Annotated in this window: 25 protein-coding genes and 1 pseudogene; 16 read left to right on the forward strand and 10 right to left on the reverse strand. The window is 62.1% G+C overall.

All coding sequences use genetic code 11. From position 1 onward, the window contains the following. Positions 1-24: 24 nt before the first annotated feature. A complete protein-coding gene (locus B0G80_RS21225; RefSeq protein ID WP_116119289.1) occupies positions 25-1716 on the reverse strand; it encodes a sensor domain-containing diguanylate cyclase in 1692 nt (563 codons plus the stop codon). Between the two features lie 709 nt (positions 1717-2425). Between B0G80_RS21225 and B0G80_RS21230 the strand changes: the two genes are divergently transcribed. Continuing rightward, a complete protein-coding gene (locus tag B0G80_RS21230) occupies positions 2426-4177 on the forward strand; it encodes an ABC transporter permease subunit (protein ID WP_106280046.1) in 1752 nt (583 codons plus the stop codon). Positions 4178-4197: 20 nt separating this feature from the next. Then, positions 4198-5544 (forward strand): AAA-associated domain-containing protein, encoded by a 1347-nt coding sequence (locus B0G80_RS21235; RefSeq protein ID WP_106280048.1) that lies wholly within the window; start codon positions 4198-4200, stop codon positions 5542-5544. A 99-nt stretch (positions 5545-5643) separates the two neighbouring features. Here B0G80_RS21235 and B0G80_RS21240 read toward each other — a convergent pair whose 3' ends face one another. The 3 genes from B0G80_RS21240 to B0G80_RS21250 form a co-directional block, all read right to left on the reverse strand. Continuing rightward, positions 5644-6213, reverse strand: coding sequence for a hypothetical protein (locus tag B0G80_RS21240; protein ID WP_258878937.1), 570 nt, complete (start codon positions 6211-6213; stop codon positions 5644-5646). Then, entirely contained in the window at positions 6210-6788 is a 579-nt protein-coding gene (locus B0G80_RS21245) for a hypothetical protein (protein WP_106280051.1), read from the reverse strand. The genes B0G80_RS21240 and B0G80_RS21245 overlap by 4 nt, the downstream gene beginning before the upstream one ends. Positions 6789-7144: 356 nt before the next feature. After that, positions 7145-8203, reverse strand: a complete 1059-nt coding sequence (locus B0G80_RS21250) for a sigma-54-dependent Fis family transcriptional regulator (RefSeq protein ID WP_116119290.1) — start codon at positions 8201-8203, stop codon at positions 7145-7147. A gap of 371 nt (positions 8204-8574) precedes the next feature. Here B0G80_RS21250 and B0G80_RS21255 point away from each other — a divergent pair, with 371 nt between their 5' ends. The 6 genes from B0G80_RS21255 to otsA all read left to right on the forward strand — a co-directional run bounded on the left by B0G80_RS21255 (position 8575) and on the right by otsA (position 13316). Further along, positions 8575-8892, forward strand: a complete 318-nt coding sequence (locus B0G80_RS21255; RefSeq protein WP_106280054.1) for a YqjD family protein — start codon at positions 8575-8577, stop codon at positions 8890-8892. 46 nt (positions 8893-8938) lie between these two features. After that, a complete protein-coding gene (locus B0G80_RS21260; protein ID WP_116119291.1) occupies positions 8939-9205 on the forward strand; it encodes a hypothetical protein in 267 nt (88 codons plus the stop codon). A gap of 306 nt (positions 9206-9511) precedes the next feature. After that, positions 9512-10912, forward strand: a complete 1401-nt coding sequence (locus B0G80_RS21265; protein ID WP_106280057.1) for a sigma-54 dependent transcriptional regulator — start codon at positions 9512-9514, stop codon at positions 10910-10912. A 117-nt stretch (positions 10913-11029) separates the two neighbouring features. Continuing rightward, on the forward strand, positions 11030-11305 hold the full coding sequence (locus B0G80_RS21270) for a hypothetical protein (RefSeq protein ID WP_116119292.1): 276 nt from the start codon (positions 11030-11032) through the stop codon (positions 11303-11305). A gap of 151 nt (positions 11306-11456) precedes the next feature. After that, entirely contained in the window at positions 11457-11669 is a 213-nt protein-coding gene (locus B0G80_RS21275) for a hypothetical protein (protein WP_116119293.1), read from the forward strand. Between the two features lie 210 nt (positions 11670-11879). Continuing rightward, positions 11880-13316, forward strand: a complete 1437-nt coding sequence (otsA, locus tag B0G80_RS21280; RefSeq protein WP_116119294.1) for an alpha,alpha-trehalose-phosphate synthase (UDP-forming) — start codon at positions 11880-11882, stop codon at positions 13314-13316. A gap of 151 nt (positions 13317-13467) precedes the next feature. Here otsA and B0G80_RS21285 read toward each other — a convergent pair whose 3' ends face one another. From B0G80_RS21285 to B0G80_RS21305, 5 genes and pseudogenes are all read right to left on the reverse strand, one after another. After that, positions 13468-14925 carry an MFS transporter gene (locus B0G80_RS21285; RefSeq protein ID WP_116119295.1) on the reverse strand — a complete coding sequence of 486 codons (1458 nt, stop codon included), beginning with the start codon at positions 14923-14925 and terminating at the stop codon, positions 13468-13470. A gap of 108 nt (positions 14926-15033) precedes the next feature. Next, positions 15034-15536 (reverse strand): annotated as a pseudogene (locus B0G80_RS21290) (YbhB/YbcL family Raf kinase inhibitor-like protein). Between the two features lie 162 nt (positions 15537-15698). Continuing rightward, the gene (locus tag B0G80_RS21295; RefSeq protein WP_116119296.1) at positions 15699-16145 is read right to left on the reverse strand and encodes a very short patch repair endonuclease; all 447 of its coding nucleotides are present in this window, start codon (positions 16143-16145) and stop codon (positions 15699-15701) included. A gap of 57 nt (positions 16146-16202) precedes the next feature. Beyond that, positions 16203-17483, reverse strand: a complete 1281-nt coding sequence (gene dcm / locus B0G80_RS21300; RefSeq protein ID WP_116119297.1) for a DNA (cytosine-5-)-methyltransferase — start codon at positions 17481-17483, stop codon at positions 16203-16205. A 284-nt stretch (positions 17484-17767) separates the two neighbouring features. Then, complete coding sequence (locus tag B0G80_RS21305) at positions 17768-18094, reverse strand: hypothetical protein (RefSeq protein ID WP_116119298.1); 327 nt, start codon at positions 18092-18094, stop codon at positions 17768-17770. A 175-nt stretch (positions 18095-18269) separates the two neighbouring features. Between B0G80_RS21305 and B0G80_RS21310 the strand changes: the two genes are divergently transcribed. The 8 genes from B0G80_RS21310 to B0G80_RS21345 all read left to right on the forward strand — a co-directional run bounded on the left by B0G80_RS21310 (position 18270) and on the right by B0G80_RS21345 (position 24592). After that, positions 18270-18461 carry a CsbD family protein gene (locus B0G80_RS21310; RefSeq protein WP_012432185.1) on the forward strand — a complete coding sequence of 64 codons (192 nt, stop codon included), beginning with the start codon at positions 18270-18272 and terminating at the stop codon, positions 18459-18461. Between the two features lie 195 nt (positions 18462-18656). Further along, complete coding sequence (locus tag B0G80_RS21315) at positions 18657-18878, forward strand: hypothetical protein (protein ID WP_106280071.1); 222 nt, start codon at positions 18657-18659, stop codon at positions 18876-18878. A gap of 223 nt (positions 18879-19101) precedes the next feature. Continuing rightward, on the forward strand, positions 19102-19809 hold the full coding sequence (locus tag B0G80_RS21320) for a glutathione S-transferase N-terminal domain-containing protein (protein WP_116119819.1): 708 nt from the start codon (positions 19102-19104) through the stop codon (positions 19807-19809). Between the two features lie 466 nt (positions 19810-20275). Next, positions 20276-21349: an acyltransferase gene (locus B0G80_RS21325; RefSeq protein ID WP_116119299.1), complete on the forward strand. Its 1074-nt coding sequence runs from the start codon at positions 20276-20278 to the stop codon at positions 21347-21349. Between the two features lie 108 nt (positions 21350-21457). Further along, on the forward strand, positions 21458-22510 hold the full coding sequence (locus tag B0G80_RS21330) for a bifunctional 2-polyprenyl-6-hydroxyphenol methylase/3-demethylubiquinol 3-O-methyltransferase UbiG (RefSeq protein WP_116119300.1): 1053 nt from the start codon (positions 21458-21460) through the stop codon (positions 22508-22510). 151 nt (positions 22511-22661) lie between these two features. Next, complete coding sequence (locus B0G80_RS21335; protein WP_106280077.1) at positions 22662-22880, forward strand: hypothetical protein; 219 nt, start codon at positions 22662-22664, stop codon at positions 22878-22880. 1142 nt (positions 22881-24022) lie between these two features. Next, entirely contained in the window at positions 24023-24193 is a 171-nt protein-coding gene (locus B0G80_RS45940) for a hypothetical protein (RefSeq protein ID WP_181919995.1), read from the forward strand. A gap of 3 nt (positions 24194-24196) precedes the next feature. Then, positions 24197-24592 carry a type II toxin-antitoxin system death-on-curing family toxin gene (locus B0G80_RS21345; protein WP_116119301.1) on the forward strand — a complete coding sequence of 132 codons (396 nt, stop codon included), beginning with the start codon at positions 24197-24199 and terminating at the stop codon, positions 24590-24592. 42 nt (positions 24593-24634) lie between these two features. On the opposite strand, the gene B0G80_RS21350 is transcribed toward B0G80_RS21345, so the two are convergent. Next, a complete protein-coding gene (locus B0G80_RS21350; RefSeq protein ID WP_116119302.1) occupies positions 24635-24826 on the reverse strand; it encodes a hypothetical protein in 192 nt (63 codons plus the stop codon). Between the last annotated feature and the right edge of the window lie 41 nt (positions 24827-24867).

Below are 24867 nucleotides of genomic sequence, written 5' to 3' on the forward strand. Positions count from 1 at the left end.
GGTGTCCGGCTTCAGCCGGACGCATCACCAGACGTTGGCCATTGTGCGGGTAGGCGGCGCGGTGTCGTCGGGCGGCAAGGCCTCGGTGCGGTCGCGGCCGCCCGATTTCGCCGCGTAGAGCGCCATGTCGGCGCGGCTCATGATCCGCTCGGGCAGATCGTCGGGCGAGAGTTCGGTAATGCCGATGCTCACGCTCAAGCCCACCGAAGGCGGCAACTTCGGCGAAGGTATCGCTTTCAGGCGCAGCCGCAAGCGTTCGACGACTTCGTGGCCGCCGGCCAGGTCCGTGGCCGGCAGCAGCAGACCGAACTCCTCGCCGCCCAGGCGGCCGATCGCGTCGGCGCCGCGCAATTCGGCGCGGCAGGTATCGACGAAATGTTCGAGCGCGCGGTCGCCGGCGGCATGGCCGAAGCGGTCGTTGATCTGCTTGAAGTGGTCGAGGTCGGCGATCGCCATGCACAACGGTTCGTTGCCCGCATGCGCGCGTTCGATCTCATGGCGCAGCAGGTCGAGAAAGTAGCGCCGCGACAGCGCGCCGGTCAGCGCGTCGTGGCGCGCCTCGGCCGACAGCAGCGTGTTGGCGGATTGCAATTGTTCAGCGAGATCGCGCGTGGCGCGATGGTGGCGCCGCTCGCGCACATACGACACCGTGATCACCCACGCCAGCGCGACCGTGCCGGCCAGCGTCAGAAACACCAGCAAATGATCGCGCTTGTGATTGCGCAGCAGTTCCGGCCAGGCCACGAGCGGATCGACCAGATGCGCCGACAGTCCCGAGTTCAGACCGCCGCGCGTCTGATAGAGCGACGGCATGGGTCGCTCGGGCATGCCGAATAGTTGCCCAGCCACGGCGGACGGCACCCACGGCGCCTGTTCGCGTACTTGCGAGTCCACGCTGATCTGGATGTCGGGAATCGTGTCGCGCAGATACGTGATCTTGCGCTCGGCCGGCGTCATGCGCGTGACGCGTGAGTTCGGCAGTGCGCGGCCTTCGAGCTCGCTGTTGTGCGCCATGATGATGACGCCGTTGTCGTCGGCGACGAAGGTGCCGGCGTGCGCGACCCAGTGGCGCAGCCGCGCGATGCCGACCTTCGCGACGACCACGCCGACCAGCAGGCCGTCCGCGTATGCGGGCGCGGCAATGAAGATGCCGGGCTCGCCGCTCGAGCGGCCGACGCCATAGGCTTCGGAGAACGCGCCGAGCAGCGCGTTCGTCAGATAGCCGCGCACCCGCATGTCGGTGCCGACGAAAGAGCGCTCGGCCGCGAGCGGATTGTCGATGGAGTTGCTCGAGGCGACGCAGACTCCGTTGGCGTTGACGAGCCAGATCTGGTCGAGCCCGGAGAAGCCTTGCGCGTCGTGCAGGAAGTTGCTCACGGCGTTCATCTGCGCGTCTTTGAGCAAGGCGGCGCGCAGGACGGGTTCCGTCACTCCACTCTTCACGGCATAATTCTGGGATTGCACCAGAGCGCGCTGGACCACGTCCATTTCGGCCATGGTGGCGGGGATGGCGCGAGACATCGCAAGGTCGCTGGCGATCACCTCCGCCATGTTGTCCACGATCGAGGTGGACATCTGCCGCTGCGCACGCAGGGCTGCGTCCAGCTCTTGCTGTACCATCCGGTCCGCAACCATGCCGGCCACGAACCAGCAAACCAGGACGATCAGCATGAAGCTGACCGGTCCGGCTGCCTGGCGCAAGGTTGTCCTGTTCATCGACCCTCTGATCCGTCTGGCTGTGGCATGCAACTAGCTCATTCGTGGCAGCGCGCTCGCGCGGTTTCACCGCTGTGGAAGCGGTCGGCAATACGCCGTCGCTGTGGCCCGGGATAAACCGATAACAGGCGTCGTCTTCTGATTTTAACCGTCATGGGGCCAGACGCCACCGTTATTGCGGGAATGCGAAGTGCGTCCACCGCGTCCATCGGGTTCTTAACGGCAGCCCGGCCGGATTCTTGACGGTTGTTCGGGTTTGTCCGGTGAGTTCCAGGCCATCGAGGCAGCCCCGCGAGGGTCGACGATGTGGCCGGTGCGCCCCGATAAAAGATCGGCAGCAGGGTCGGCGCATGCTGACTTAAAGGGCGGTGAAAGCAGGTTCTCCGCTATTTATCGCTATTTGCCGCGAAAGGTTGTGCCTGAAACATAGGATGGTGTAGTGTCGTGCCGTCCAAAACAAGGAAAGCTCGCCAGCCCTTACAGGCGGCGCCTGCGGCGACAGGAGTCTGGCTTGACGGTTGAGGTCCTGGGCGGCTCGTCCACGGCACATTCGTCACCGGTTCACGTGTCTCCAACGCTAACGATTTACCGCGCATACGCGTTTTGCCATGCCTGATTTCCGCTTTCCGGACCGACCTTCAGATCGCCGCGCCGAAGCCGCGTCCTCCTTGCTAGGCTTGAACGCCTGGTTCGTCGGGGAGGGTCTCTGATGGACTTCAGCTTCAATCTGAAGCGCACCGCCAATGCATCGGCATGGCGGGTGCTGCCCAATCGCTGGGACTTCGTCGCCTTCCCGCTGATCATCTGTTTGATCGCCATGGCGGCGATCGGCTTTCACGAGACCTTGGCGCCCATGTCGACGCTCAAGACTCAAGCCATCTCGCTCGATCCGGCCAACCTGCCCGAATATGCGATGCGCACCACGCTGCGCATGCTCGCGGCCATGGTCGCCTCGCTGATCTTTACGCTGGTGTATGGCACGCTGGCCGCCAAAAGCCGCCGCGCCGGCCTCGTGCTGGTGCCGATTCTCGACATCCTGCAGTCGGTGCCGGTGCTGGGCTACATTTCGTTTACGGTCACCTTCTTCCTGGCGCTGTTTCCAGGCCGCGTGCTCGGCGCCGAACTCGCGGCGATCTTCGCCATCTTCACGAGCCAGGCGTGGAACATGACGTTCAGCTTCTATCAGTCGCTGCGCACGGTGCCGCGCGATCTGGACGAAGTCTCGCGCGGCTTTCACCTGACTTCATGGCAGCGTTTCTGGAAGCTGGAAGTCCCGTTCTCGATGCCGGGCCTCATCTGGAACATGATGATGTCGATGTCGGGCGGCTGGTTCTTCGTGGTCGCCTCGGAGGCGATCACGGTCGGCAACAGAACGATCATCCTGCCGGGCATCGGCGCCTATCTCGCGCAGGCGATCTCGGATAAGAACCTGCACGCGATCGGCTGGGTGATCCTCGCCATGACCGTCGTGATTCTCGCCTACGACCAGTTGCTGTTCCGCCCGCTCGTCGCGTGGGCCGACAAGTTCCGCATGGAAAACACCAGTTCGGGCGACGCGCCGGAATCGTGGCTGCTCGATCTGATCCGCCGCACCCGCCTGATCCACCGCTTGTTGGTGCCGCTCGGCTGGATGTTCGCCAAGGCCGCGCGCGTGCCGTTCCGGCTGCCGGCGTTCCAGGGGCCGCGCTTCCAGATTCCGCAGATGCAGAAGAGTTCGCGCGTCGGCGATATCGTGTGGGCAGCGCTGGTGCTGCTCACGACCGTCTACGTGGTGTATCGCGTCGTGATCTATGTGCGCACGGGCGTGTCGCTGGACGAAGTCTGGCACGTGTTCGTGCTCGGGCTGATCACGCTGCTGCGGGTGGTGGTGCTGATCGCAATCGCCTCCGTGATCTGGGTGCCGGTGGGTGTGCTGATCGGCTTACGCCCGGCGCTTGCCGAGAAGATCCAGCCGCTCGCGCAGTTCCTCGCCGCGTTCCCGGCCAATCTGCTGTTCCCGGTGTTCGTGATCGCGATCGTGCGCTTTCATCTGAACCCGGACATCTGGTTGTCGCCGCTGATCGTGCTCGGCACGCAGTGGTATATCCTGTTCAACGTGATTGCCGGCGCGACCTCGTATCCGAACGACTATCGCGAGGCGGCCAAGAACTTCCACATTCGCGGCTGGCAATGGTGGCGCCAGGCGATTCTGCCGGGCATTTTCCCGTACTACGTCACCGGCGCGATCACTGCGTCGGGCGGCGCGTGGAATGCGAGCATCGTCGCGGAATTCGTGCAGTGGGGCGACACCAAGGTGGCCGCGCACGGACTCGGCGCCTATATCGCGCAGTCCACCGCCGCGGGCGATTATCCGAAGATCATCGTGGGTATCGCCGTGATGTCCCTGTTCGTGACTCTGTTCAACCGCCTGCTGTGGCGTCCGATGTACGCCTACGCCGAAGCCAAGCTCCGGCTCGATTGAAGAAATAAAGGCAAAACGCGATGCAAAATCCTAAAGCTGCTATGACCGCCGCGCCGATCCAGATTCCGCCGAAGCCGCCGCGCCTCGGCGAAGAGATCCTGCGCGTCAAGGACGTGTGCCGCGGGTTCAACAAGTCGCAGGGCGAACTGCTCGTCCTCGACGACGCAAACCTGTCGCTGCGCGAAGGCGAGATCGTGGGATTGCTGGGCCGTTCGGGCTCGGGCAAGTCGACACTGTTGCGCATCATCGCCGGTCTGATCGAGCCGACCGACGGCGAAGTCACCTATATGGGCAAGCCGCTCGACGGCCCCGCCAAGGGTGTCGCGATGGTGTTCCAGACGTTCGCGCTGTTCCCCTGGCTGACCGTGCTGCAAAACGTGGAAGCGGGTCTCGAAGCGCAAGGCGTCGGCGCGAGCGAACGGCGTACGCGCGCGCTGGCGGCGATCGACCTGATCGGTCTGGATGGTTTCGAAAACGCCTATCCGCGCGAACTGTCGGGCGGTATGCGCCAGCGCGTCGGATTTGCCCGCGCACTGGTGGTCGATCCCACGCTGCTGCTGATGGACGAGCCGTTTTCCGCGCTCGACGTGCTGACCGCCGAAACCCTGCGTACCGACCTGCTCGATCTGTGGACGCAAGGTCGCATGCCGATCAAGGCCGTGCTGATCGTCACGCACAACATCGAGGAAGCGGTGTTCATGTGCGACCGCATTCTGGTGTTGTCGTCGAATCCGGGCCGCGTGATCGCCGAGATCAAGGTGCCGTTCAAGCATCCGCGCAACCGTCTCGATCCGGCGTTCCGCAAGCTGGTGGACGACATCTACGCGAAGATGACCGCGCGTCAAACTGACGAAAAGACCAGGAAGGGCCTTGAGCTGCACAGCTGGCTGCCGCATGTGTCCACCAACCTGATGGCCGGTCTGATCGAAACGCTGGCCGCCGCGCCGTACCACGGCCGCGCGGACATGCCGGAAATCGCGCGCTCGCTGCACCTCGAGGTCGACGATCTGTTCCCGGTCGCTGAAGTGCTGCAGCATCTCGGTTTCGCGGATATCCGCGAAGGCGACATTTTCCTGACGCCGCCCGCGCGCGTGTTCTCCGAGTTCGGCACTCAGGAACGCAAGATGATGTTCGCCGAACATCTGCTGCGTCACGTGCCGCTCGCCGCTCGAATCAAGACGGTGCTCAACGAACGGCCGGGGCATCGCGCGCCGCGCGTGCGCTTCGAGCAGGAGCTGGAGGATTTTCTGTCGGACAGCGCCGCGGAAGAGACGCTCGACGCGGTCATCAACTGGGGCCGTTATGGCGAGATCTTCTCGTACAACGACCAGACCGAAATCTTCAGTCTGGAAGACGTGGAGTCTTGAGCGCGCCCGCGTTGCGCGTTTGAGTCGATCAAGACGCGTGAGGCCGGTTCGAAGCAAAAACGGCAGGGGCGACCCTGCCGTTTTTTCATTGCCGCGCAGTTATTGCAGACTGCCCCAGCGCGTGACGGCCGGTTCCGCGGACGCCCACTTCCAGCCCTTGTCCTGCTGACACGCGCTCGCCGTATACCAGTCCTCATGCGCGCTCGGTCCGTCGCCGTCCTGTACCGAGAAGACGAATTCCTTGCAGAGCGCGAGGGCCGAGCCGAACGCGCGCGTCACGCGCACCTGGCCGTGGCCATTCTCGATTGGCAACGTGTGCTTGACCGCCCACGGCCGTGTCTCGCCCACCGGCATGGCGCCCGCCAATGCGGCGATCATGTTCTGCTGATCGGTGTGCATGACGCGCATGTAGCGGCCGACGGCCTCGTCGGTCGCAGCCTGCACGGCAATGCCGACACCGATGGCGATGGCCGGATTGGATGTCACCAGCCCGGACGCGACGCCCGCTGCCGCGCCGCTCGCCGCGCCGACCGACGAGCAGCCGCTCGTCAGCACACTTGCGCCGACGCACAGCGCGCCGGCCAGCACCAGCCGCAGCCGGCTGCCGGACCAGGCGGCGAGGCGAGGGCGGCGCGCCGTGAAGGCAGCCGTATGCGAACGCGCCGTCATTGCAACGCGCCCCAACGTTCGGTAGCGGGTTCGGCCGACGCCCATTTCCAGTTGTCGCCGTCGCGGCAAATCGATGCCACGTAAAACGCGCTGCTTGCCGGCACGTTCTTGGTGGCGGTCTGATCGACTGAGAAGACGATTTCCTTGCAGTCGAGCGCGCCCGCGCTGATTGTGCGGCTGACAGTAACGCGGCCGTGCTCGTCGTCTTCGATCGGCATGGAATGGGTCACACTCCACGGGGCGATTGCGCCGACGTCGAGCGGCCCGGCGATTTTTGCGATGCCGTCCTGCGTATTCTTGTGAACCACGCGCTCCGAGTACTGGACGCCCGCACGCGCCGCGGCCACTGCGCCAAGACCGATGCCGGTCGCGACGGCCGCGTTGCTGGTGACTTTCGCCGCGAGCGCGGCGCCTGCGATACCGGCGCCGGCGGTCGCGCCTTCTGAATAGAGCGAGCTACAGCCGCTCAGCGCCGACGAGATCACCACGGCTAGAGCGACGAGCGCCGTTGCATTGGGACGTCCGCGCCCGGCTGTTCTTTTTGCCCATTCGGCCCACACCATACTTTTTTGCATTTCCCTGTCTCTGCTCCTGCAAGTGCCTTTCATTCGCGCTCGACAACCGTTACGCGAACGAGCAACACGCGTTCCCCACCTAGCAATGCGTGTGCCGCATTTTGCAGGATGCTATTTGTAATTGGCAGAGGGAAAATGCAAGCAATTGCAAAAGATGGTGCGAGACAAAAGGGTTTCTGTTTGGGCAGAACCCATTTTGATTGGCGGTGCGAACGGATTTGGTTTGCTTTTCAAGACGCACGAAGCACGCTTGCTTGCAGCGGTTGGCCAGCCGCTGAAGCTCGCGCGCACTCGATCACTCCGGCACGCGAGGCACGCACTCACGCCGCTTCACTCCATGAGTGCCGCGGCATAGTTTATTGGTCGGGGTCTTCTTCGGCGCTTTCGTCGCCGTAAGCGCTCAAGCGGTTGTACAAGGTTTTCAGACTCACGCCGAGCGCTTTGGCCGCGCGCCGTTTGTCGCCGCCGCAATATTTGAGCGTGCCGAGAATGATCTGCTTTTGCGCGTCGGCGAGCGGTGTGCCGATCCATACGCTCATCGCGTCGCCCTGCGTCGTCGGCTTTTTCACGCGCGACGCGAGATGCGGATGCGGCAACTCCACGATCTTTTCCGCAAGAATGAATGCGCGATAGACCGCGTTCTTCAACTCGCGCACGTTGCCCGGCCATGACCAGGTGCGCAGCGTTTCGATCGAGCGCTTGCTGAAACTTTTGCTCGTGCCTTCCTGCTGATTCAGCAGCGCGAGGAAGTGTTGCGCGAGCAGTTCGCGGTCGTTCTCGCGCTCGCGCAGCGGCGGCGCGCGCAGCGGAAAAACCGCGAGCCGGTACATGAGGTCTTCACGCAGACCGTTTTCCTTGACGGCCACCGCGGGGTCGCGATTGGTCGCGGCGATCACGCGCACGTTGCCGCTGATCAGGTCGTTGCCGCCGACCCGATAGAAGGTGCCGGTTTCCAGCGCGCGCAGCAGCTTGACCTGGCGCACCGGCGCCATCTCGGTAATTTCGTCGAGGAACAGCGTGCCGCCGTTCGCGTGTTCGAAGTAGCCGACGCGGCCCTGGACCGCGCCTGTGAAGCTGCCTTTCTCGTGGCCGAACAGTTCGGCTTCGATGAGTTCGTCGGGAATCGCGCCGCAATTCACCGCGACGAACGGTGCATCCCTGCGGTTGCTTTGATCGTGAATCGTGCGGGCGATCAGCTCCTTGCCGGTGCCCGATTCGCCGATGATCAGCGCGGTCGCGTCAGTGCCCGCGACGCGCTCGATCTGCTGGTATAGATCCAGCATTACCGGCGACGAGCCATACAGCAAGCCGTACGATTTGAGTCCCACGATGCCGTCCGCGACGCGCTGCTTCGCCATTGCCGAAGCATTGCCTCCGCCGGTGACGGTGGGCGAGGCGAGGTCGATTGACGCCATAAACGGGGGTCCTGTGCAAATGAATGTGTTGTTACGGCGCGCAGGCCTGGAACGAGATTAACCAGCGAGGCCGCTATCTCTCAAACGTTGATTTAACCACTTTGGCACCGTTTTCGGCAAACGATCTGAGGGTTGGAAAACTGCGTGGCGCCAGATCGGTCGAAAGTGCCCGGCTCGGGGTTTGCTTGCTACGAGCAAGGCGAACTTACCGGGCACGGCGTTTGCGACACCGATCCGACACGCGTGTGCTTTTTCATGCGATCGCATGGCATATGTTGCGCGACGGCGGCGATCGGCATTCGCCAATTTGCAGCGTTATGCGCACTCGCCGGAACGCACACGCAACGCCGAACTCAGACCAGGAGTGAATGATGACTGACACCACGCAACAGCTTGCACTCGGCGGCCAGAAGATTGTCGAGGATCTGCGAGTGCTGCTGAAGGACTCGGAAGAAATGCTGCGCCTTGCCGCCAATGTGCCGGGCGAAGGCGTCGGCGCGTTGCGCGACAAACTCGGCACGCACGTCGAGACGCTGCAATCGGCGCTTGGCGACGCGCAGCAGAACGCGCAGCGGCGTTATCGAGCCGCCACCATCAATACCGAACGCTACGTGCGGCATAACCCGTGGCGTTCGATCGGCATTGCCGCGGGCGTCGGCTTTGTGCTCGGCGTGCTCACTGCGCGCTAAGGCGCTTCACAGTTTTAATCCGCTTCATGACGACAAGGAGTTCACGATGGCACGACCCAAGATCGGCATCTTCGGCGCACTGATGGCGCTCGGCGGTTTTCTGGCAGTGCGCTACGTGCAGCAGCGCAACCGCGCCGCGCAAATCCCGGTGGCGCGCGAGTTGAACCGTTGGGAAAACGAGGGCGGTACGGTCGCGGCGCCGACGTCCAATCAGGCGACCACGGCGGGTAGCGCAAGCCCGAGCGCGCATGGCGCCAACGGCTCCGCTTACCCGAACGGCAATGGCGGCCCTTGGCCGTTCCCGCGTAGTTGAGCCACTTGTCCGCACTGCATTGCCGGCTCGCCGCAGGGACGGCGGCGCCCGGTATGCATTGCTAATTTGTCTCTGTAAAGCCGTATAATAGGTAAATAAACAACAATGACGGTTTGGGCGGGTGGGTTTGCCCTCATATTGTTGCAAGATTGAATCAAGTCGTTCGGCTTGGCATGTTGGGTTGGAGTTGGTGGGCGCTCACATTAGCGCCCGCGGCAACGGCCAGGCGACAGGTCGGCGGCACGCATTTCAACATGCGCCTTTGCATGTTTTCCCACACCCACGCTTGCAGGCTTTCGAGACGCGATGCCACATGTACTGATTGTCGATGACGATGCCGGTACCCGCGAGGCACTTTCCGCCATCATCGGGGAAGATGGCCTGACCACCGCCACCGCGGGCGATTTGCGCGAAGCGCGCATTCAACTGGTCCGGCAGATGCCGGACGTCGTTTTTACGGACCTGAAGCTGCCGGACGGCAGCGGGGTCGACCTGTTCGAAGATCTGGATCCGCGCTCCGGCGTGGAAGTGATCGTGATTACCGGCCATGCCACGGTGGAGTCGGCCGTCAACGCGCTAAAGATGGGCGCCACCGATTATCTGGTCAAGCCGATCAACATGCAGCGCGTCAAGGCGATTCTCTCGCGCTTGCCGCGCGCCGGCGACCTGAAGGCGGAAATCGGCACGTTGCGCGGGGAACTGCGCCGCATGGGCCGCTTCGGTCTGATGCTCGGCAATTCGCCGGCCATGCAGGAGGTGTACGACCAGATCGGCCGCGTCGCGCCGACGGCGGCCTCGGTCATGCTGGTGGGCGAGTCGGGCACCGGCAAGGAAGTCGCCGCGCAGACGCTGCACCAGCTCAGCTTGCGTCGCAAGCACGCGTTCCTCGCTGTGAATTGCGGCGCGATTTCGCCGAACCTGATCGAATCGGAAATGTTCGGCCACGAGCGCGGCTCGTTCACCGGCGCGGATCGTCAGCACAAGGGCTATTTCGAGCGGGCGAACGGCGGCACGCTGTTCCTCGACGAAATCACCGAGATGCCGATCGAGTTGCAGGTGAAGCTGTTGCGCGTGCTCGAAACCGGCATGTTCATGCGGGTCGGTACGACCAAGGAAATCGAAACGGACGTGCGCCTGATTGCGGCGACCAACCGCGATCCCGAGCAGGCCGTGCTGGAAGGCAAGCTGCGGCTCGACTTGTACCACCGGTTAAACGTGTTTCCGATCAGCCTGCCGCCGTTGCGCGAGCGGGGCAAGGATGTGGAACTGCTGGCCCAGGCTTTCCTTGACGAACTCAACGAACGCCACAGCACGAAGAAGCATTTCCCCGCAGCCGTGAAGGACATGCTGATGTCCTATCCGTGGCCGGGCAATGTGCGCGAATTGAAGAACTACGTGCAGCGCGCGCACATCATGTCCGGTACGGATTCGGACAGCACGGCGACGGTGCCGCTGCAGATCACGCTGTCGAAGCCCGCGGCCGGTACGGCGATCACGATTCCATTCGGCACGTCGCTCGCCGAAGCGGATCGTCAACTGATCCTGGCCACGCTCGAGCAGTGCGGCGGCGTGAAGACGCGGGCCGCTGAGATTCTCGGCATCAGCTTGAAGACGCTGTATAACCGCCTCGTCGAATACGGCAACGACGCGCGTGAAGACGGCGACGCCGCCGACGAGTCGCGCGCATTGGGCGGCGCGGACGCTTAACGCCGCCAGCGCCGCTGACACATCCGGCGCAACCAGCCGGTGCAACCAGCCGGGGGCGCATCCGTGACGGCACAAGCCTTGCTGCGAGCCAGTGGAACGCAAACGAGGATAAATAATATGCCGGACTACGCTGCCGCCCCCGCGCTTCGCCTGCCGATTCACGCTCATCGGCCCGAGCCGATCGAGCCGCCGTCGCCGCCTCCGATTGCGCCGCCGAGTCCCGGCGAACCCGACACCATTCCGGTTCCAGGTCCCAGTCCCGATCCCAGTCCGCAACCGATCGAACCGATCGAGCCTGTCGCTCCGCCGATCGGCGATCCGCCGCCGCAGCCGACCCAAACGCCACAAGCCGGTCAACGTCAGGCGTCGCAGCCGCCACGTATGCAACTCTGACACGTTCTTCGGTTGCGCCGCAGTATGGCGCGCCGAATTTATGTATTTGTTACAAAGCGGGCGCATCTTTTACCGGCAATTTACCGTCACGGCCCCTAGACTGTATTGGTGCCGCCAATCTGGCGGCGGGCTTCCCGTGGAGGCGTGGATCATGAGACATCCGGCATTGCGACGTTCAGCGCGCCATTCGAAGCGCGACTCCCGGCCGGCCGGCACCAAGGAGAGTCCGCCTGAATTGCACGATCCGGCAGGGCAGAACCGCGTCGCGCCCGATGCGCCGCCGGACGGCGAGCACAACCAGGGCGGCGTTCGTCAGGAAGGGATCGAGTATCAGCGCGACCTCGGCTCGGAACAGGACGCCTGAGCCGATTGACGGCCGGTAAGAGGCCTTCCGGTTTCGTCATACAAAGCAGAAAAAATTTCTTCGCGGCCGGGCGGCGTCGCGTGTTTTTACTCGTCCGTCACATTTGCATACATTTTTATTCCTGCGATTGTTGAAAACGGCACGCGACTTGCGTGCATCTTTTCGACACATATCCGTATGCAACGAAACAACTGACTAGGTGGAGCACCAATGAGCAGACTGATCGTGGTATCGAATCGTGTCGCGCCGACTCAGGAAGGCCGTCCCGCAGCGGGCGGTCTCGCTATCGGCGTGCTGGACGCGCTGAAGGAAAGCGGCGGGGTCTGGTTCGGCTGGAGCGGCGAGACGGTGAGTGAGCCCAGCGCTCCGGTGATAGAAAAACAAGGCAATGTGACGTACGCGACGGTGGGCCTGACCAAGCGCGACTACGACCAGTATTACCGCGGTTTTTCCAATGCGACGCTGTGGCCGACGTTCCACTATCGCAATGACCTGTCGCGCTACGACCGGCAGGAATACGCGGGCTATCAACGCGTCAACGCGACGCTGGCCAAGCAGCTCAAGGCGCTGCTCAAGCCCGACGACATCATCTGGGTTCACGACTATCATCTGCTGCCGTTCGCGCGCTGCCTGCGCGAACTCGGCGTGAAGAATCCGATCGGCTTCTTCCTGCATATTCCGTTTCCGGTGCCGGAAGTGCTGCGCACGATTCCGCCGCACGAAGAGTTGGTCAAGGCCATGTGCAGCTACGACGTCATCGGCTTCCAGACCGATGCGGATCGCCAGTCGTTCGTCGACTTTATCGAGCGCGGCCAGCACGGCACCTCGAGCGAAGACGGCATGGTGCACGCGTATAACCGTTTCCTGAAGGTGGGCGCGTATCCGATCGGGATCTATCCGGACGCGATCGCGAAGGCCGCCGAGCAGTTCACCGACCGTAAGCCGGTGCGCAGCCTGCGCGATGGCATGCGCGGACGCAAGCTGATCATGAGCGTCGACCGCCTCGATTATTCGAAGGGTCTGGTGGAGCGCTTCCAGGCGTTCGAGCGGTTGTTGCTGAACGCCCCGGGTTGGCACGGTCGCGTGTCGCTCGTGCAGATCGCGCCGCCGACGCGCGCCGACGTCACGACCTACCAGCGGATTCGACAGACGCTCGAGGGCGAAGCGGGCCGCATCAACGGTCGCTTTGCGCAGCTCGACTGGACGCCCATCCAGTACCTGAACCGCAAATACGAGCGCAATCTGCTGATGGCGCTCTTCCGCCAGTCGCAGGTCGGCTATGTGACGCCGTTGCGCGACGGTATGAATCTCGTCGCAAAGGAGTACGTGGCGTCACAGGATCCGGCTGACCCGGGCGTATTGGTACTGTCGCAGTTTGCCGGCGCGGCCGAGCAGTTGCCTGGCGCACTCGTCGTCAATCCGTTCGATCTGTCGCAAATGGCCGAGGCGCTGGAACGCGCGCTCTCCATGCCGCTCGCCGAGCGTCAGGCACGGCATGCCGACATGATGGCGCCAATGCGCGAGAACAATCTGTCGGTGTGGCGCGATACCTTCCTCGCGGATTTGCGCAACGTCGCGACGGCATCGTCCGTGGCGGCCAAAGCGGTAAAGCGCGCTGACGTGACCGCGTCGTCGTTGCCGGAGTAACGGTCGCGCGGCTAGCGTGAGAGCCGCGCGTGCTGGTCACGTCATCTGATTGGCGGTGTAAAAGTAGAAGCGCAGGGCGTGGCTCGCACAACGTGAGCCACGCCCTTTTTGCATTTGTGCGGCTGAAAAAAATCCCTTGCGCTGAACTCAGTCAGGCCGGCTGCACATTGGCACGGTGCATGACGCGCATCGTGCTGATCACCGCGGCGACCGCCGAAAAGCACGCGGCCACGTAGAGCGCGATGGTCGGTCCATGCTGTGGCGCGATGCCGAAGATCAGCGCGACCAGCGCCGCGCCGAGCGTCTGGCCGGTCAGGCGCGCGGTGCCGAGCATGCCGCTCGCGCCGCCGCTGCGCTCGCGCGGCGCGGCGGACAGCATGGTGCGATTGTTCGGCGACTGGAAGATGCCGAAGCCGGCGCCGCACAAGGCCATGCGCCAGGCGATTTGCATGGCGTCCGGATGCGCGCCAAGTGTGGCGAGCAGCAGCAACCCGGCCGTCATCGCGGCAAGTCCGACGCCGCCCAGCCATCCCGACGACACCTTGTCTGACAGTACGCCCGCAATCGGCGCCGCGATGATGATCACGGCAGGCCACGGCGTCATGAGCAGACCGGTTTCCACCTGCGACAAACCCAGCGAGTCCTGCAGCATGAACGGCAGCGACACGAAGGCGAGCATCTGCGCGCAGAACGAACAGACCGACGTGCCGATCGAGAGCGCGAAGATGGGAATCCTGAGCAAATCGATAGGCAGCAAGGGTGCGGGCTGCGTCAGCTGACGGCGCACGAAGAAATAGCCGATCACCAGCGCGCCGAGCGCTTCCAGCGCGACGTAGCCGAATCCCTCGCCGTGGCCGAGTCCGTCAACGGCGAAAATCAGCAGGCCGAAGACGAACGCGTTCATCACCGCGCTCAAATAGTCGTACGGCGATTCGTGGCCGGGGTTCATCGGCAGCGCCTTGAAGCCGCCGACGATCGCCGCGATGCCGATCGGCACGTTGATCGCGAACAGCCACGGCCATGAGGCTACCGCGAGCACGCCGGAGGCCACGGTCGGTCCCACCGCCGACGACACCGCGACCACCATCGCGTTGATGGAGACGCCGCGTCCGAGTTGCGCGGGCGGATAGATCATGCGCACCAGCGCCGTATTCACGCTCATGATGCCGGCCGCGCCGAAGCCTTGAATCACGCGAGCGAGCGCGAGAGTCGGCAGCGAAGTCGACAACGCGCAACCGAACGACGCCACCGTGAACAGGATCAGCCCGGCCAGATAAATGCGCCGATAGCCGATGCGGTCGCCGAGCGAGGCGAGCGGCAACAGCGAGATTGTGATCGCGAGCTGATAGGCGTTGACGACCCAGATCGAGCCGGCCGCGCTGGCGTGCAGGTTGCGCGCGATAGTCGGCAGCGCCACGTTGGCAATCGCGCTGTCGAGCACCGCGAGTGTGAGGGAGAGCGCGATAACCAGCATCGCCCAGTAGCGCTGCGGAATCGGCAAACCTTGTTCGGTGTCCTTGCGCAGCGATGTGTCGAGGGCGAGGGTGTCGGCCGCTTCGGCGGCGATGGTGCCGTCGGCGCCATCCTTGCGCGGTGGTTGTGCTTGCATCGATTGTTCGAGTTGTAGGGGGGCGGTTCGCCGCTCGCGCGCGCCGCGTGCCGCTTTCAAGGAGCCGACCGGCGCAGCCTGAGCGCGCCGGCCAGCGCGTCTCCCGCGTTATTTGAGTTCGTACAGGCCGGTGTGAGTGGTCGAGTCGAGTTCGTTCAGATGCGTCATGAAGCGCGCCACCGCGTTGGTGGTGTCCGCGTTGATCGGCAGACTCGGCACGCGCAGCGCATGCAGACGGAAGATGTAGCGATGCGCCTTGTCGCCCCGCGGCGGCGCGGCGCCGCCGAAGCCGACCGTGCCGTAGTCGTTGCGCACCTGCAGCGCGCCTTGCGGCAGCAGCGAGCCGTCCGCCTTGCCGGCGTTGCGCGGCAGCGAACGGGCGTCGCCCGGAATATTCACCACGACCCAGTGCCAGAACCCGCTGCCGGTGGGCGCGTCGGGATCGTGAACGGTGAGCGCGAAGCTTTGCGTGTCGGGGGCGGCGCCTCCCAATGCAACGCAGGCGAGATGTTCTCGCCGTCCACGCCGAACGCCTTGTCGTGATATTCGTGGGCTTTCGGCATGAAGCCGTTGGTGGGAAATTCGTCGGACCAGAGACGGAAATCTGCCATGGTGTGCCTCCCTTCTTGAGTGGTTCTGGGATGGTCGGGGCGTGCGGTCTTGCGGCCGGTTTGCAGGGCAGGGCGCCGTGCGGAAGTACCCCGAGTTAGCCAATCGAGTGTATCACCAGCGGCCTGAAGATTCGTGCGGGCCGGGCGGACTACAAGCGGCTTTCAGCCGCGTTCCTCGAAGCTCGGCGCGTCGCTCTTCAGCCACTCGACGAGCCGCTGCAAGACACCTTCGATATCGCGATTGGCGCCACGCAAAGCGCATTCCCATACCACCGCGACGCGCCAGCCGCTGGCGAGCAGCGCCGCGCAAACCTTGTCGTCGTTGCTGCGATTGCGGCCGATCTTGTCGCGCCAGAATTCCGGCCGCGTTTGCGGCCATTTGAAAAGATGACAGTCGTGGCCGTGCCAGAAGCAGCCGTGCACCAACACCACGGCGCGGTAGCGCGGTAAGACGATGTCCGGGCGTCCGGGCAGATCGCGCGCATCCAGCCGGAAGCGAAAGCCCTGTCGATGCAGCAGGCTGCGGATCAGAATTTCCGGTTTGGTGTTGCGGCCGCGAATGCCGGACATCATCCGGCTGCGCGTCGCGCTATCGACGATGTCGACCATCTCTTCTAGCGCTTGAAAAGCGGGTCGGCGCGCCGGCTATTCACACCGACTGACCGATCACGCGTAGAGCGAGAGCGTTTGCTTCGAACCATGGCGAGTGTCCTCGGCGAGCAGGGCTTGCACGTGCGGCAGCATGATGCGCGCCACTTCGCGCATTACCGGCATCACGACGCTGTTGCCGAACTGCCGGTAGGCTTGCGTGTCGCTCACCGGGATTCTGAAGGTATCGGGAAAGCCCATCAGCCGCGCGCATTCACGCGGCGTGAGGCGGCGCGGGCGTAGCGACTCGCCCTGATAGACCAGGATCTCGGAGCCGTCCTTGTGATAACGCGCCGACAGTGTGCGCGTCACGCTGGTCGGATAAGCCATGCCGAAGCCGAAGCCGTTGCCCGCCGCGCGATGTTTCTCCGCGTAGTTCTGCAGGTAAGTCCAGAGATTCGGCGTGAGTGTGTACTTGGGTTGCACGCGTCGGCCGGCGTGGTCGAAGAAACGGTCGTGGTCCCACGGCAGCACCGGCTCGCTGCCATCTGTGCGATGCAGGATCGAGCCGAGACGCGGGCCTTCTTCCGGCAGGCGCAGGTCGTCCCACGAAAACGCAGTCTTGCCGCGAAAGCCGACGATGATGATCCGCTCCCGATGCTGCGGCGTGAAATGCTGACCGTCGACCACGCGATAGTGCACTTCGTAGCCGAGTTCGTCGCGCAAGGTTCGCAGGATCACGTCGAAGGTGCGGCCCTTGTCGTGCGAGAGCAGGTTCTTCACGTTCTCCAACAGGAACGCGGCGGGTCGTTTGGCGGCGATGATCCGCGCGACGTCGAAAAAAAGCGTGCCCTGGGTCGTGCATTCGAAGCCGTGCGGCCGGCCCAGCGCATTCTTCTTGCTCACACCCGCGATCGAAAACGGCTGGCACGGGAAGCCGCCGAGCAACACGTCGTGGCTCGGCACGTCTTCAGCCGGAAACGAGACGATGTCGCCGATCAGCGCATGCTCGGCGCCGCCGGGGTAATTCTCGCGGTAGGTCCTGGTCGAAAAGTCGTTCCACTCGCTCGTAAAGACGCAGTCGCCGCCGTGCGCCTCGAAGCCCATGCGAATTCCGCCGATGCCGGCGAACAGGTCGATAAAGCGGAACTGAGCGTCGCCGCTCACGCTGCCGCGGGTTCCCACGCGGTTTCGCAGCAGATCGCGCAAGGCCGGTTCAAGCATCGCCGGGCACTGCGTTTCGCCTTTTTCCCAGCGACGTACCGTCTTGATGTCCTTGCCGACATGCGCGGCGATTTCGCGTTGAGTGAAGCGGGCGCGCGCTTGCTTGAGCAGTGCGAGCGGTGCGGCGACGGTCACGGGTATCCTTGCTGGGAATTTTTGCGGACATTATGACCTATGGTCGTCCCATTTCCCTATTTTTTGCGTAGCTTGGGCAGAAAATTTCGCACCTTTGAAACACTGCACAGGCGAGTCCACGGCTAAATGCGGCTGTCACAGTTGCGCGTGTACGCTTATAACGTGACGCGAATTCCCCGCGTTGCGACGTGTTGAGGCCGCGGCATGGTTCGCGGCCTTTTTTTATCGCGAGCAAATGGAATGCCGCCGGCCCGGAATAAACCGGAGTTCAGGCTCTCAGCCGGTCAGACCCGGTGGCTGGCGCTGACCGGGTAGGGCGGCGGGAACAACGCGGCGGAGGCCGGCGCCAGTGCGTCCCAGGCCAGTTGAGGTTCGGCTTCGTACTGATCGAGCTGGAGCAGGAGGCTGTCGACCGTGCACAGTTGCGCGTGGGAAAGATTGCCGGCGTCGAGCAATTGGTACAGACGCTTGCGCCAATACCCGGCGGGCAGGATCGGGCCGCCCAGATCGCCGTGTAAAGACGGCCGCATCACCCGCGCAATATGGGTAATGTCGCGATCGATCAAAGCGGCTTGGGATGATCCCGAAACGGTGATGGCTGTGCGATCCATGGCGCCTCCTTGGCAGCTTTACGGCACGCCGCAGCGGGACTTTAGGCCTGTTTGAAAATATTTTCTTGCGATACGTTCTGAAGAAACCAAACCACGCGCGGGCACGGGCACACCCGTTGCTCACTACGGATACTGGCGTAATGTCGCGCCGGCATTCCAAATAGTGGAGCCGAACATGAACAAGGACCAGGTGAAGGGTGTGGCTGAGCAGGTTAAGGGCAAGGTCAACGAAGCAGTCGGCAAGGCCACGGACAACCCGGGCAAGGAAATCAAGGGCGATCTGCAACAAGGCGCGGGCAAGGTGCAAAAGGCCTATGGCGACGCGAAGGAAGACGCCAAGGACAATGCCAAGCGCAACGCGCCGTAATTTGGTTTGCGACGGGGGTCGACGGAAAAGGCGCTGCGGCGCCTTTTCCTTTTGCCGATGCCCTTGCGACGCACACCGGACTTTTTCGCCGATGGCGGATTTTGCCTGGGAGTAACCCGGGGTCGGGGTGGGGAGCATTCCGCATGCCGTGCGCCGCCTTTAGACTTGGCGCATCCAAATACGGAGACGGCGCCCATGACACCCGAAAAAGTTCTTTCGATGTTCGAACGGCAATACCTCGAGGGCAAAACGCCCGTCGACCTGGAACAGACCTGTGCGAGCTTCGCCAGTTGGCTCGCGGCCGCCTGGGACTTGCTCGACGGCGAGCAGAAGACGCTGTTGCTGAGCGTCGGCGCGTCCTTGTGGCGCGAAGGTTATAACTCGCGCGCCGGCACCGCGACCAAGGATCTGTGGTGAGTGCCGGTTAGCGCGCACGTTTTGCGTTCGCGAGCCGCCGGTTACGTCGGCTGTAAAACCTTGAGTGCTGATACGCGCGTTGGGCCGCGCCCGCACGCGTCGCGCCGAGTCGGTTTATATTTGGCGATCCTGGGTTGGGATCTTCGCCACCGGTCGTCCGGCCGGCAGCGGAGGCCCGATTCTCTTTTCAGCCGCCGCATTCGCACAAGGGTTACACCGTCAGATGACCGACCTATCCGCTTTTCCGATCACGAAGAAATGGCCTGCCGAGCATCCGGACCGGATTCAGCTTTACTCGCTGCCCACGCCCAACGGTGTGAAGGTGTCGATCATGCTCGAAGAAACGGGCTTGCCGTACGAGCCGCATCTCGTGCGCTTCGATACCAACGATCAGATGACGCCGGAGTTTCTGTCGCTCAGTCCGAACAACAAGATTCCGGCGATCATCGATCCGAACGGACCTGACGGCAAGCCGTTGCCGCTGTTCGAATCCGGCGCGATCCTGCTTTATCTCGCGGACAAGAGCGGCCAGTTGATTCCACAGAATGCCGCCGGCCGCTATGAGGCGATCCAGTGGGTGATGTTCCAGATGGGCGGTATCGGGCCGATGTTCGGCCAGGTGGGTTTCTTCCACAAGTTTGCCGGCAAAGAGTACGAAGACAAGCGTCCGCGCGACCGCTATATCGGCGAAGCGAAGCGCTTGCTCGGCGTGTTGGACCGGCAACTCGAAGGACGTGACTGGATTCTGGGCGATGCCTACTCGATCGCCGATATCGCCACGTTTCCTTGGGTACGCAATCTGATCGGCTTCTATGAAGCAGGCGATCTCGTCGGCATTCAGGACTTCTCTAACGTGACGCGTGTGTTGGCCGCGTTCGTCGCACGTCCGGCCGTGGCGAAGGGACTGGATATTCCTAAGCGTCCGTCGTAATCGATTCATGCGGCCGGGCTGCGAGTTTCGTCGGTCGGCCGCCGTTAGCCTAAATCCGCCACGAGTTCTTTTGCGTGGATGTTGCGTTGCCTCTCTGTCTTCTGTCGTTCGCGTGGCGGCGCGTCGACCGCGTCATCATTGTTCGCGAAGTCCTCAATCATGTGATCGACGAACGCCCGCACCTTGTTTGCGGCGGGTGATAACGGTTCTTTTCGATTGGGCAATAGAAAGTCTGTGCGTCATTTGCACTGATCGCCCGGCGCTCGTTGCCATCCTCGAGTGACTTTACGTAGAGCAGGTAGCTTTTACGACTATTGCCCAGCGAGAACGAAAAGATTTCCGTGCAGTGGAGAAGCGAGATGATTTGTTGAACTTCTCATAGCCGAATCCTTACCAACCGTTTCAGAGCTTATCGGCTATCAATACGCGCGTGGCGAGCTATCCGCCCCGTCTTCTCCAAACAGGCATGAGTCACATTCAACACACCCGGATTGCCGGCCTCGACGGATTGCGCGCGCTTTCCGTCATCGCCGTATTTCTTGCGCATACGGGTCTCGCAGGCGTCGTGGGCGGCGGGTATGTCGGCGTTGACGTATTCTTCGTCTTGAGCGGTTACCTGATCACGAGCCGGCTGATCGCGGAGCATCACCGTAATGGCCGGATCGATTTGCCGAGATTCTACTGGCGGCGCGCTCGCCGGCTTTACCCGGCCTTGTTACTGATGCTTGCCGGGGTCACGCTCTATTGTCTGGTGTTTCCCGGTTCCTTGAGAGTGGGGTCCGAAGTCCTGCCCGCCTTTTTCTACGTGATGAACTGGGTCCGCGCGTTCGGCATTTACGACGCGCATCTCACGGGACACACGTGGACGCTCGCGATCGAAGAGCAGTTTTACCTCGTCTGGCCGCTCATTCTATTGGGCGTGTTGAAATTCTGGCCACGCCGGCTCGTGCTCGCAGTCGCACTCCTTGCGCTTGCAGTGATCGCGTGGCGCTCGTTTCTGATGTCGCAACACCTTTCGATGGCGCGCATTTACTGTGGCTTCGATACGCATTCCGACGGACTGCTGATAGGGGCTTTGCTGGCGGTGATGCCGCGCCAATGGACGGTTTGGGCCGGCAAGTTCTGGCCCCTTGCCGTAGCCATTCTGTTGATCGTGACGTTGAGCGAAAACGCACTCGAATTTACGTTGCTGGCGTGGGGTTACCCACTTACGCCGTTAGCCGCGGCGCTCATTATTGCGAAGGTCGTCACGGCGCAGCAGTCCGCGTTGGTGCGCTCGCTCGACATCGCTCCGCTGGCCGGGCTCGGTCGAGTTTCGTACGGGTTTTACCTGTGGCACTACGTTGTCCTGCAGTCGATGCTTTACGGTGGGCATGAGAAGATGGGTGCATTTTTCGGTCGTTTCTCTCACCCGAATATCGCCATGGTGACAATCACTTTTGTCATATCAATGGCGCTCACGTTGGTCTCCTGGTTTGCCGTCGAAAAGCCGGCGATGCGATTGCGGTTTCCGTGGCGGCGAAACGCGGCGATGGCCTGAGTCGCCGCCGCGGCGAGAAACGGAGTCAGCCGCGAGTTGATTGCTTCAGCGGCGGTGTACGACGTGCCAAGTCGCACTGTTGCCTGTTCTAACGCCGAGAGGTGGTTCATGAATCTGGTTACGACGCTGCGCCGCGGGCATCTGCTGAAACATACCGATCTATCGGGAGTCGGTCTTGAGATAGGACCGTATGATCAGCCGACCGTCTTCAAGTCGGAAGCAGACGTGCGATATCTGGACTGGAAAGACAGGGAGCAACTGGTCCGGGAGTGCACGCACCCGGACATGATCGCCGACATACCCGAAATCGACTACGTGGTTCACTCGAACCGGTACGGCGAGTACATCAGCGATAAGTTCGACTACGTCATCGCGAATCATGTGATGGAGCACGCGCCCAACATGATTCAATGGCTAGCCGATCTATGCGACATGATGCGGCCTGGCGCAGTGCTGTTTCTTGCCCTGCCCGACAAGAAGTTCAGTTTCGACAAATACAGACAGGACACGGCGCTAAGTCATTTCGTGGCCGAATATGTCGCGAGTGTCGAGGACATTCCACGTGAACATCAAATCGAATGCGAGATCTATTACGACGAAGCATTCGTCAACAAGCCGATGCATGTGGCCGATAAACTCGATATGAACCGTATCAGGCACAAGCTGAAGGCGCCTCCGCATGTGGGCATTCACAGCCACGTTTTCGAGAGCAGCACGATTGTTTCCAAAGTCCTGAAGCCGATCCTAATGATGGGTTTCTTCGAATTCAATCTCATCGATTTTGTGCCGGCGCGCGGCGAAACCGGCGGAGAGATGATCATCGTGCTTCGCAAGGAACCGCCTCGCGTTGAACTCACGACTGCGGAGTTCTACAGCGCCCCTGTGGATGCTGAGACAGCGGAGCGCCTCGCCGAGGCCGAGACAGCGCTTGCGGAAACGCGGCAGAAGTTCATGGCGACACAGGAGCAGGTTCTGACGATGCAAGAGACGGCTGCTGTCATGCAGGAGAAAGTTGTCGCGATGCAGGAGGAGATTGCATCGAAGGATTCGACGATCAGGGCGCTGGAGTCGTCGACATCGTGGCGGATCACGGCGCCGTTGCGCGCCGCGGTAACCAGGTTTCGAGGGCGTGGCTCGAAAGGGCGAAACATATCGTATTGAATGCGCGCGTGGGCTTGTTTTTAAATTCTCCACGTCTCATGGCCGTCCCGCGATCGACGCGGATCGCCTTCGCTGGAGATGCTGGCACTGGCAATACCGCTTCTTTGTGTGATATTTGCTGAGACATCTTTCACCATTTATCGGAGAGGCCATGAAACCGATCAAATTGCGTGTGCCGCGCGAGGAAGCGGCCGATCTGCCGGACGATCTCACGGCGTGGGCGAGCGTGTCCGGTATCGATCCCGGACTGACCGTGTTGAGCGAGCCCGGGTCCGCGACCGACCGTAGTTCGCCGGTCTTGTACCAGATCTACGTGAGTCAAAGCTTCTTCGAGCAGTTTCCGGAATGGCGCATGTATATCGAGCAGTAGCGGACGACGGGCGCAGGAAGTGTGCGTCGTCGCCGTGCGGTAGAAATGCCGCGACCCGCGACCGTACTGCCGGCCGATTGCAACCATCATACGAAATCCCTGGTTATATTTGCCGATAGGTGTATGTAAGATAACGGTTCACATCAGCGCCCCGAGCGCGGTGTGTGTGTTTTGAGCCGCAGCATTGCTGCGGCTTTTTTTTGGCCGCTTTTTTGCGCAGCGGCTTTGAGCGCGCATGGTGTTTTCCCTGGCGTTCGTTCTTGGGGCACGGCGGTTGCGCGACGTTGGCTGCATACGCGGACCGCCGCGTCGGGAGAGTGATCATGCCTTGCCAATCCTATGCACCGTATCGCGGGTTCGGAATCGACGTTCAGGTCACGACCGGGAAGACGTTGTGTTTGCACAATGTCGGACGCCGGTACAAGGTGTCCTGGACTATCAGTTCGTCCAGTCAGCCCGCACAAAAGGTTGCAAGTTTTCCAGAGCAACTGGAATTCGTGTCCGAGGTAGATGCGTTCAGGTATGCCGAGAAGCGTGCGCGGACGTTCATCGACTGCATGCTCTCGGGGAATTCAGCTGTTGCGTCCGGTCGCGATTGGGGTGGCGTTCGCGAGGAAGCGCCGCGCGTTTAATGTTGATGTCTGAGTTTTGGTCCGACGCGAGCGGTCGGCGTGGCACGGGGGTATTCGTGTGGCGGCGTGAGTGGACGATTTGGTTTCGTTGATTCGGGCAACGATGGCAGGCAGGAAAAGGCGACGTAGTGCGAAGGCACCGGGGATGATTCAGATGTGGGCGACCGTCTGGATCGAAGTGGGGCTGCGCGGACGGATAATGCGCATTAGTCCACAGGTGGACTTTTGCAGTCGATTGCAAAAATTGGAAGTTACTTTCAGTTCGTGTGACGCAGCGCACCGTCCATCTTGAGATTCGAGCAAAAACTATCATCTGGTTTGCAGCGTTCAAAGCTTGCGCCGCGTTTTCAGCCGTCTAATTTAAGATGAAATTTATCATCGCAAGATTTGGCGGATGCACAAAACGTTAACCAAAACGATAGAATACATGGGTGTATGGCAATTTTAGGCTCAACTTTTGGGCCGCAAAGCCGTCAGACACGTAACCCAACCCACCACCGGAGAGCCACAGTGAATACCAAAGACACAAAGAAGTCCGTGTCGGGTTCTGCTCGTCCGATGATTGTTCCGAAAAACGTCGTCCGCGTCACCACTGAGGCGGATCGCCGCACGGTTATCGCAGCCGCTCGAGCAGTCATCAGTGAGCACCGAGACGTCATCAAAGCGCTCGCCAAGCGATAAATCGTGCTGGACGCGGCTTTCGTCCTTCAGATTCACGACGAAATTCTGAGGGACGAGCCTGGCTTGGCTGGCTTCGCAGGCCCGGGTTTCGCTGGCCTTGAAAGTGCGCTGACACGCATCGACAACTGGGCCGCATATGCGAATCTCAACGACGTTTTTGGCACTGCGTCCATGTATGCAGTGGCCATTGCGCGCGGCCACATCTTTAACGATGCGAACAAACGAACGGCTCTCGTCGCCGCGCTCACATATCTGAAGCTGCAAGAAATCGACGTCGAGCGAGATGCGCGCCTTGAAGACCTAATGGTTGAGGTTGCTAAGGGTGCGATTGAGGTTCAGGAATTTGCAAATATCCTTGCTGGTATAGCGCTCGGCATTGATGACTTCGACGCCGTCTGACGAGGCCCAGCCCCGCGCTGGGCTTTTCATTTCTGCCTGCGATTACTGGCGTATGGTCGCGATCAGCCCGACCCGTCCGGATTGCCGCCCATCGCCCGTAGCAAAATCACACAGGAATTCATCGGTGGCGTCTTCGCGATCGGCCGAGCCGGCCGGAAGGTCTTCGGGATTCTGTTTCCCTTGCGCGCCTCTGGCCGACGGCGAAACGCGATGCCGGATGCCGCCTTCACGCATGTTACGATCTCCGACGTCAGGCCGTCCGACGGACGGTACGC

Origin of the sequence: Paraburkholderia sp. BL6669N2 (assembly GCF_003387275.1) — a bacterium.
Taxonomy (GTDB): Bacteria; Pseudomonadota; Gammaproteobacteria; order Burkholderiales; family Burkholderiaceae; genus Paraburkholderia.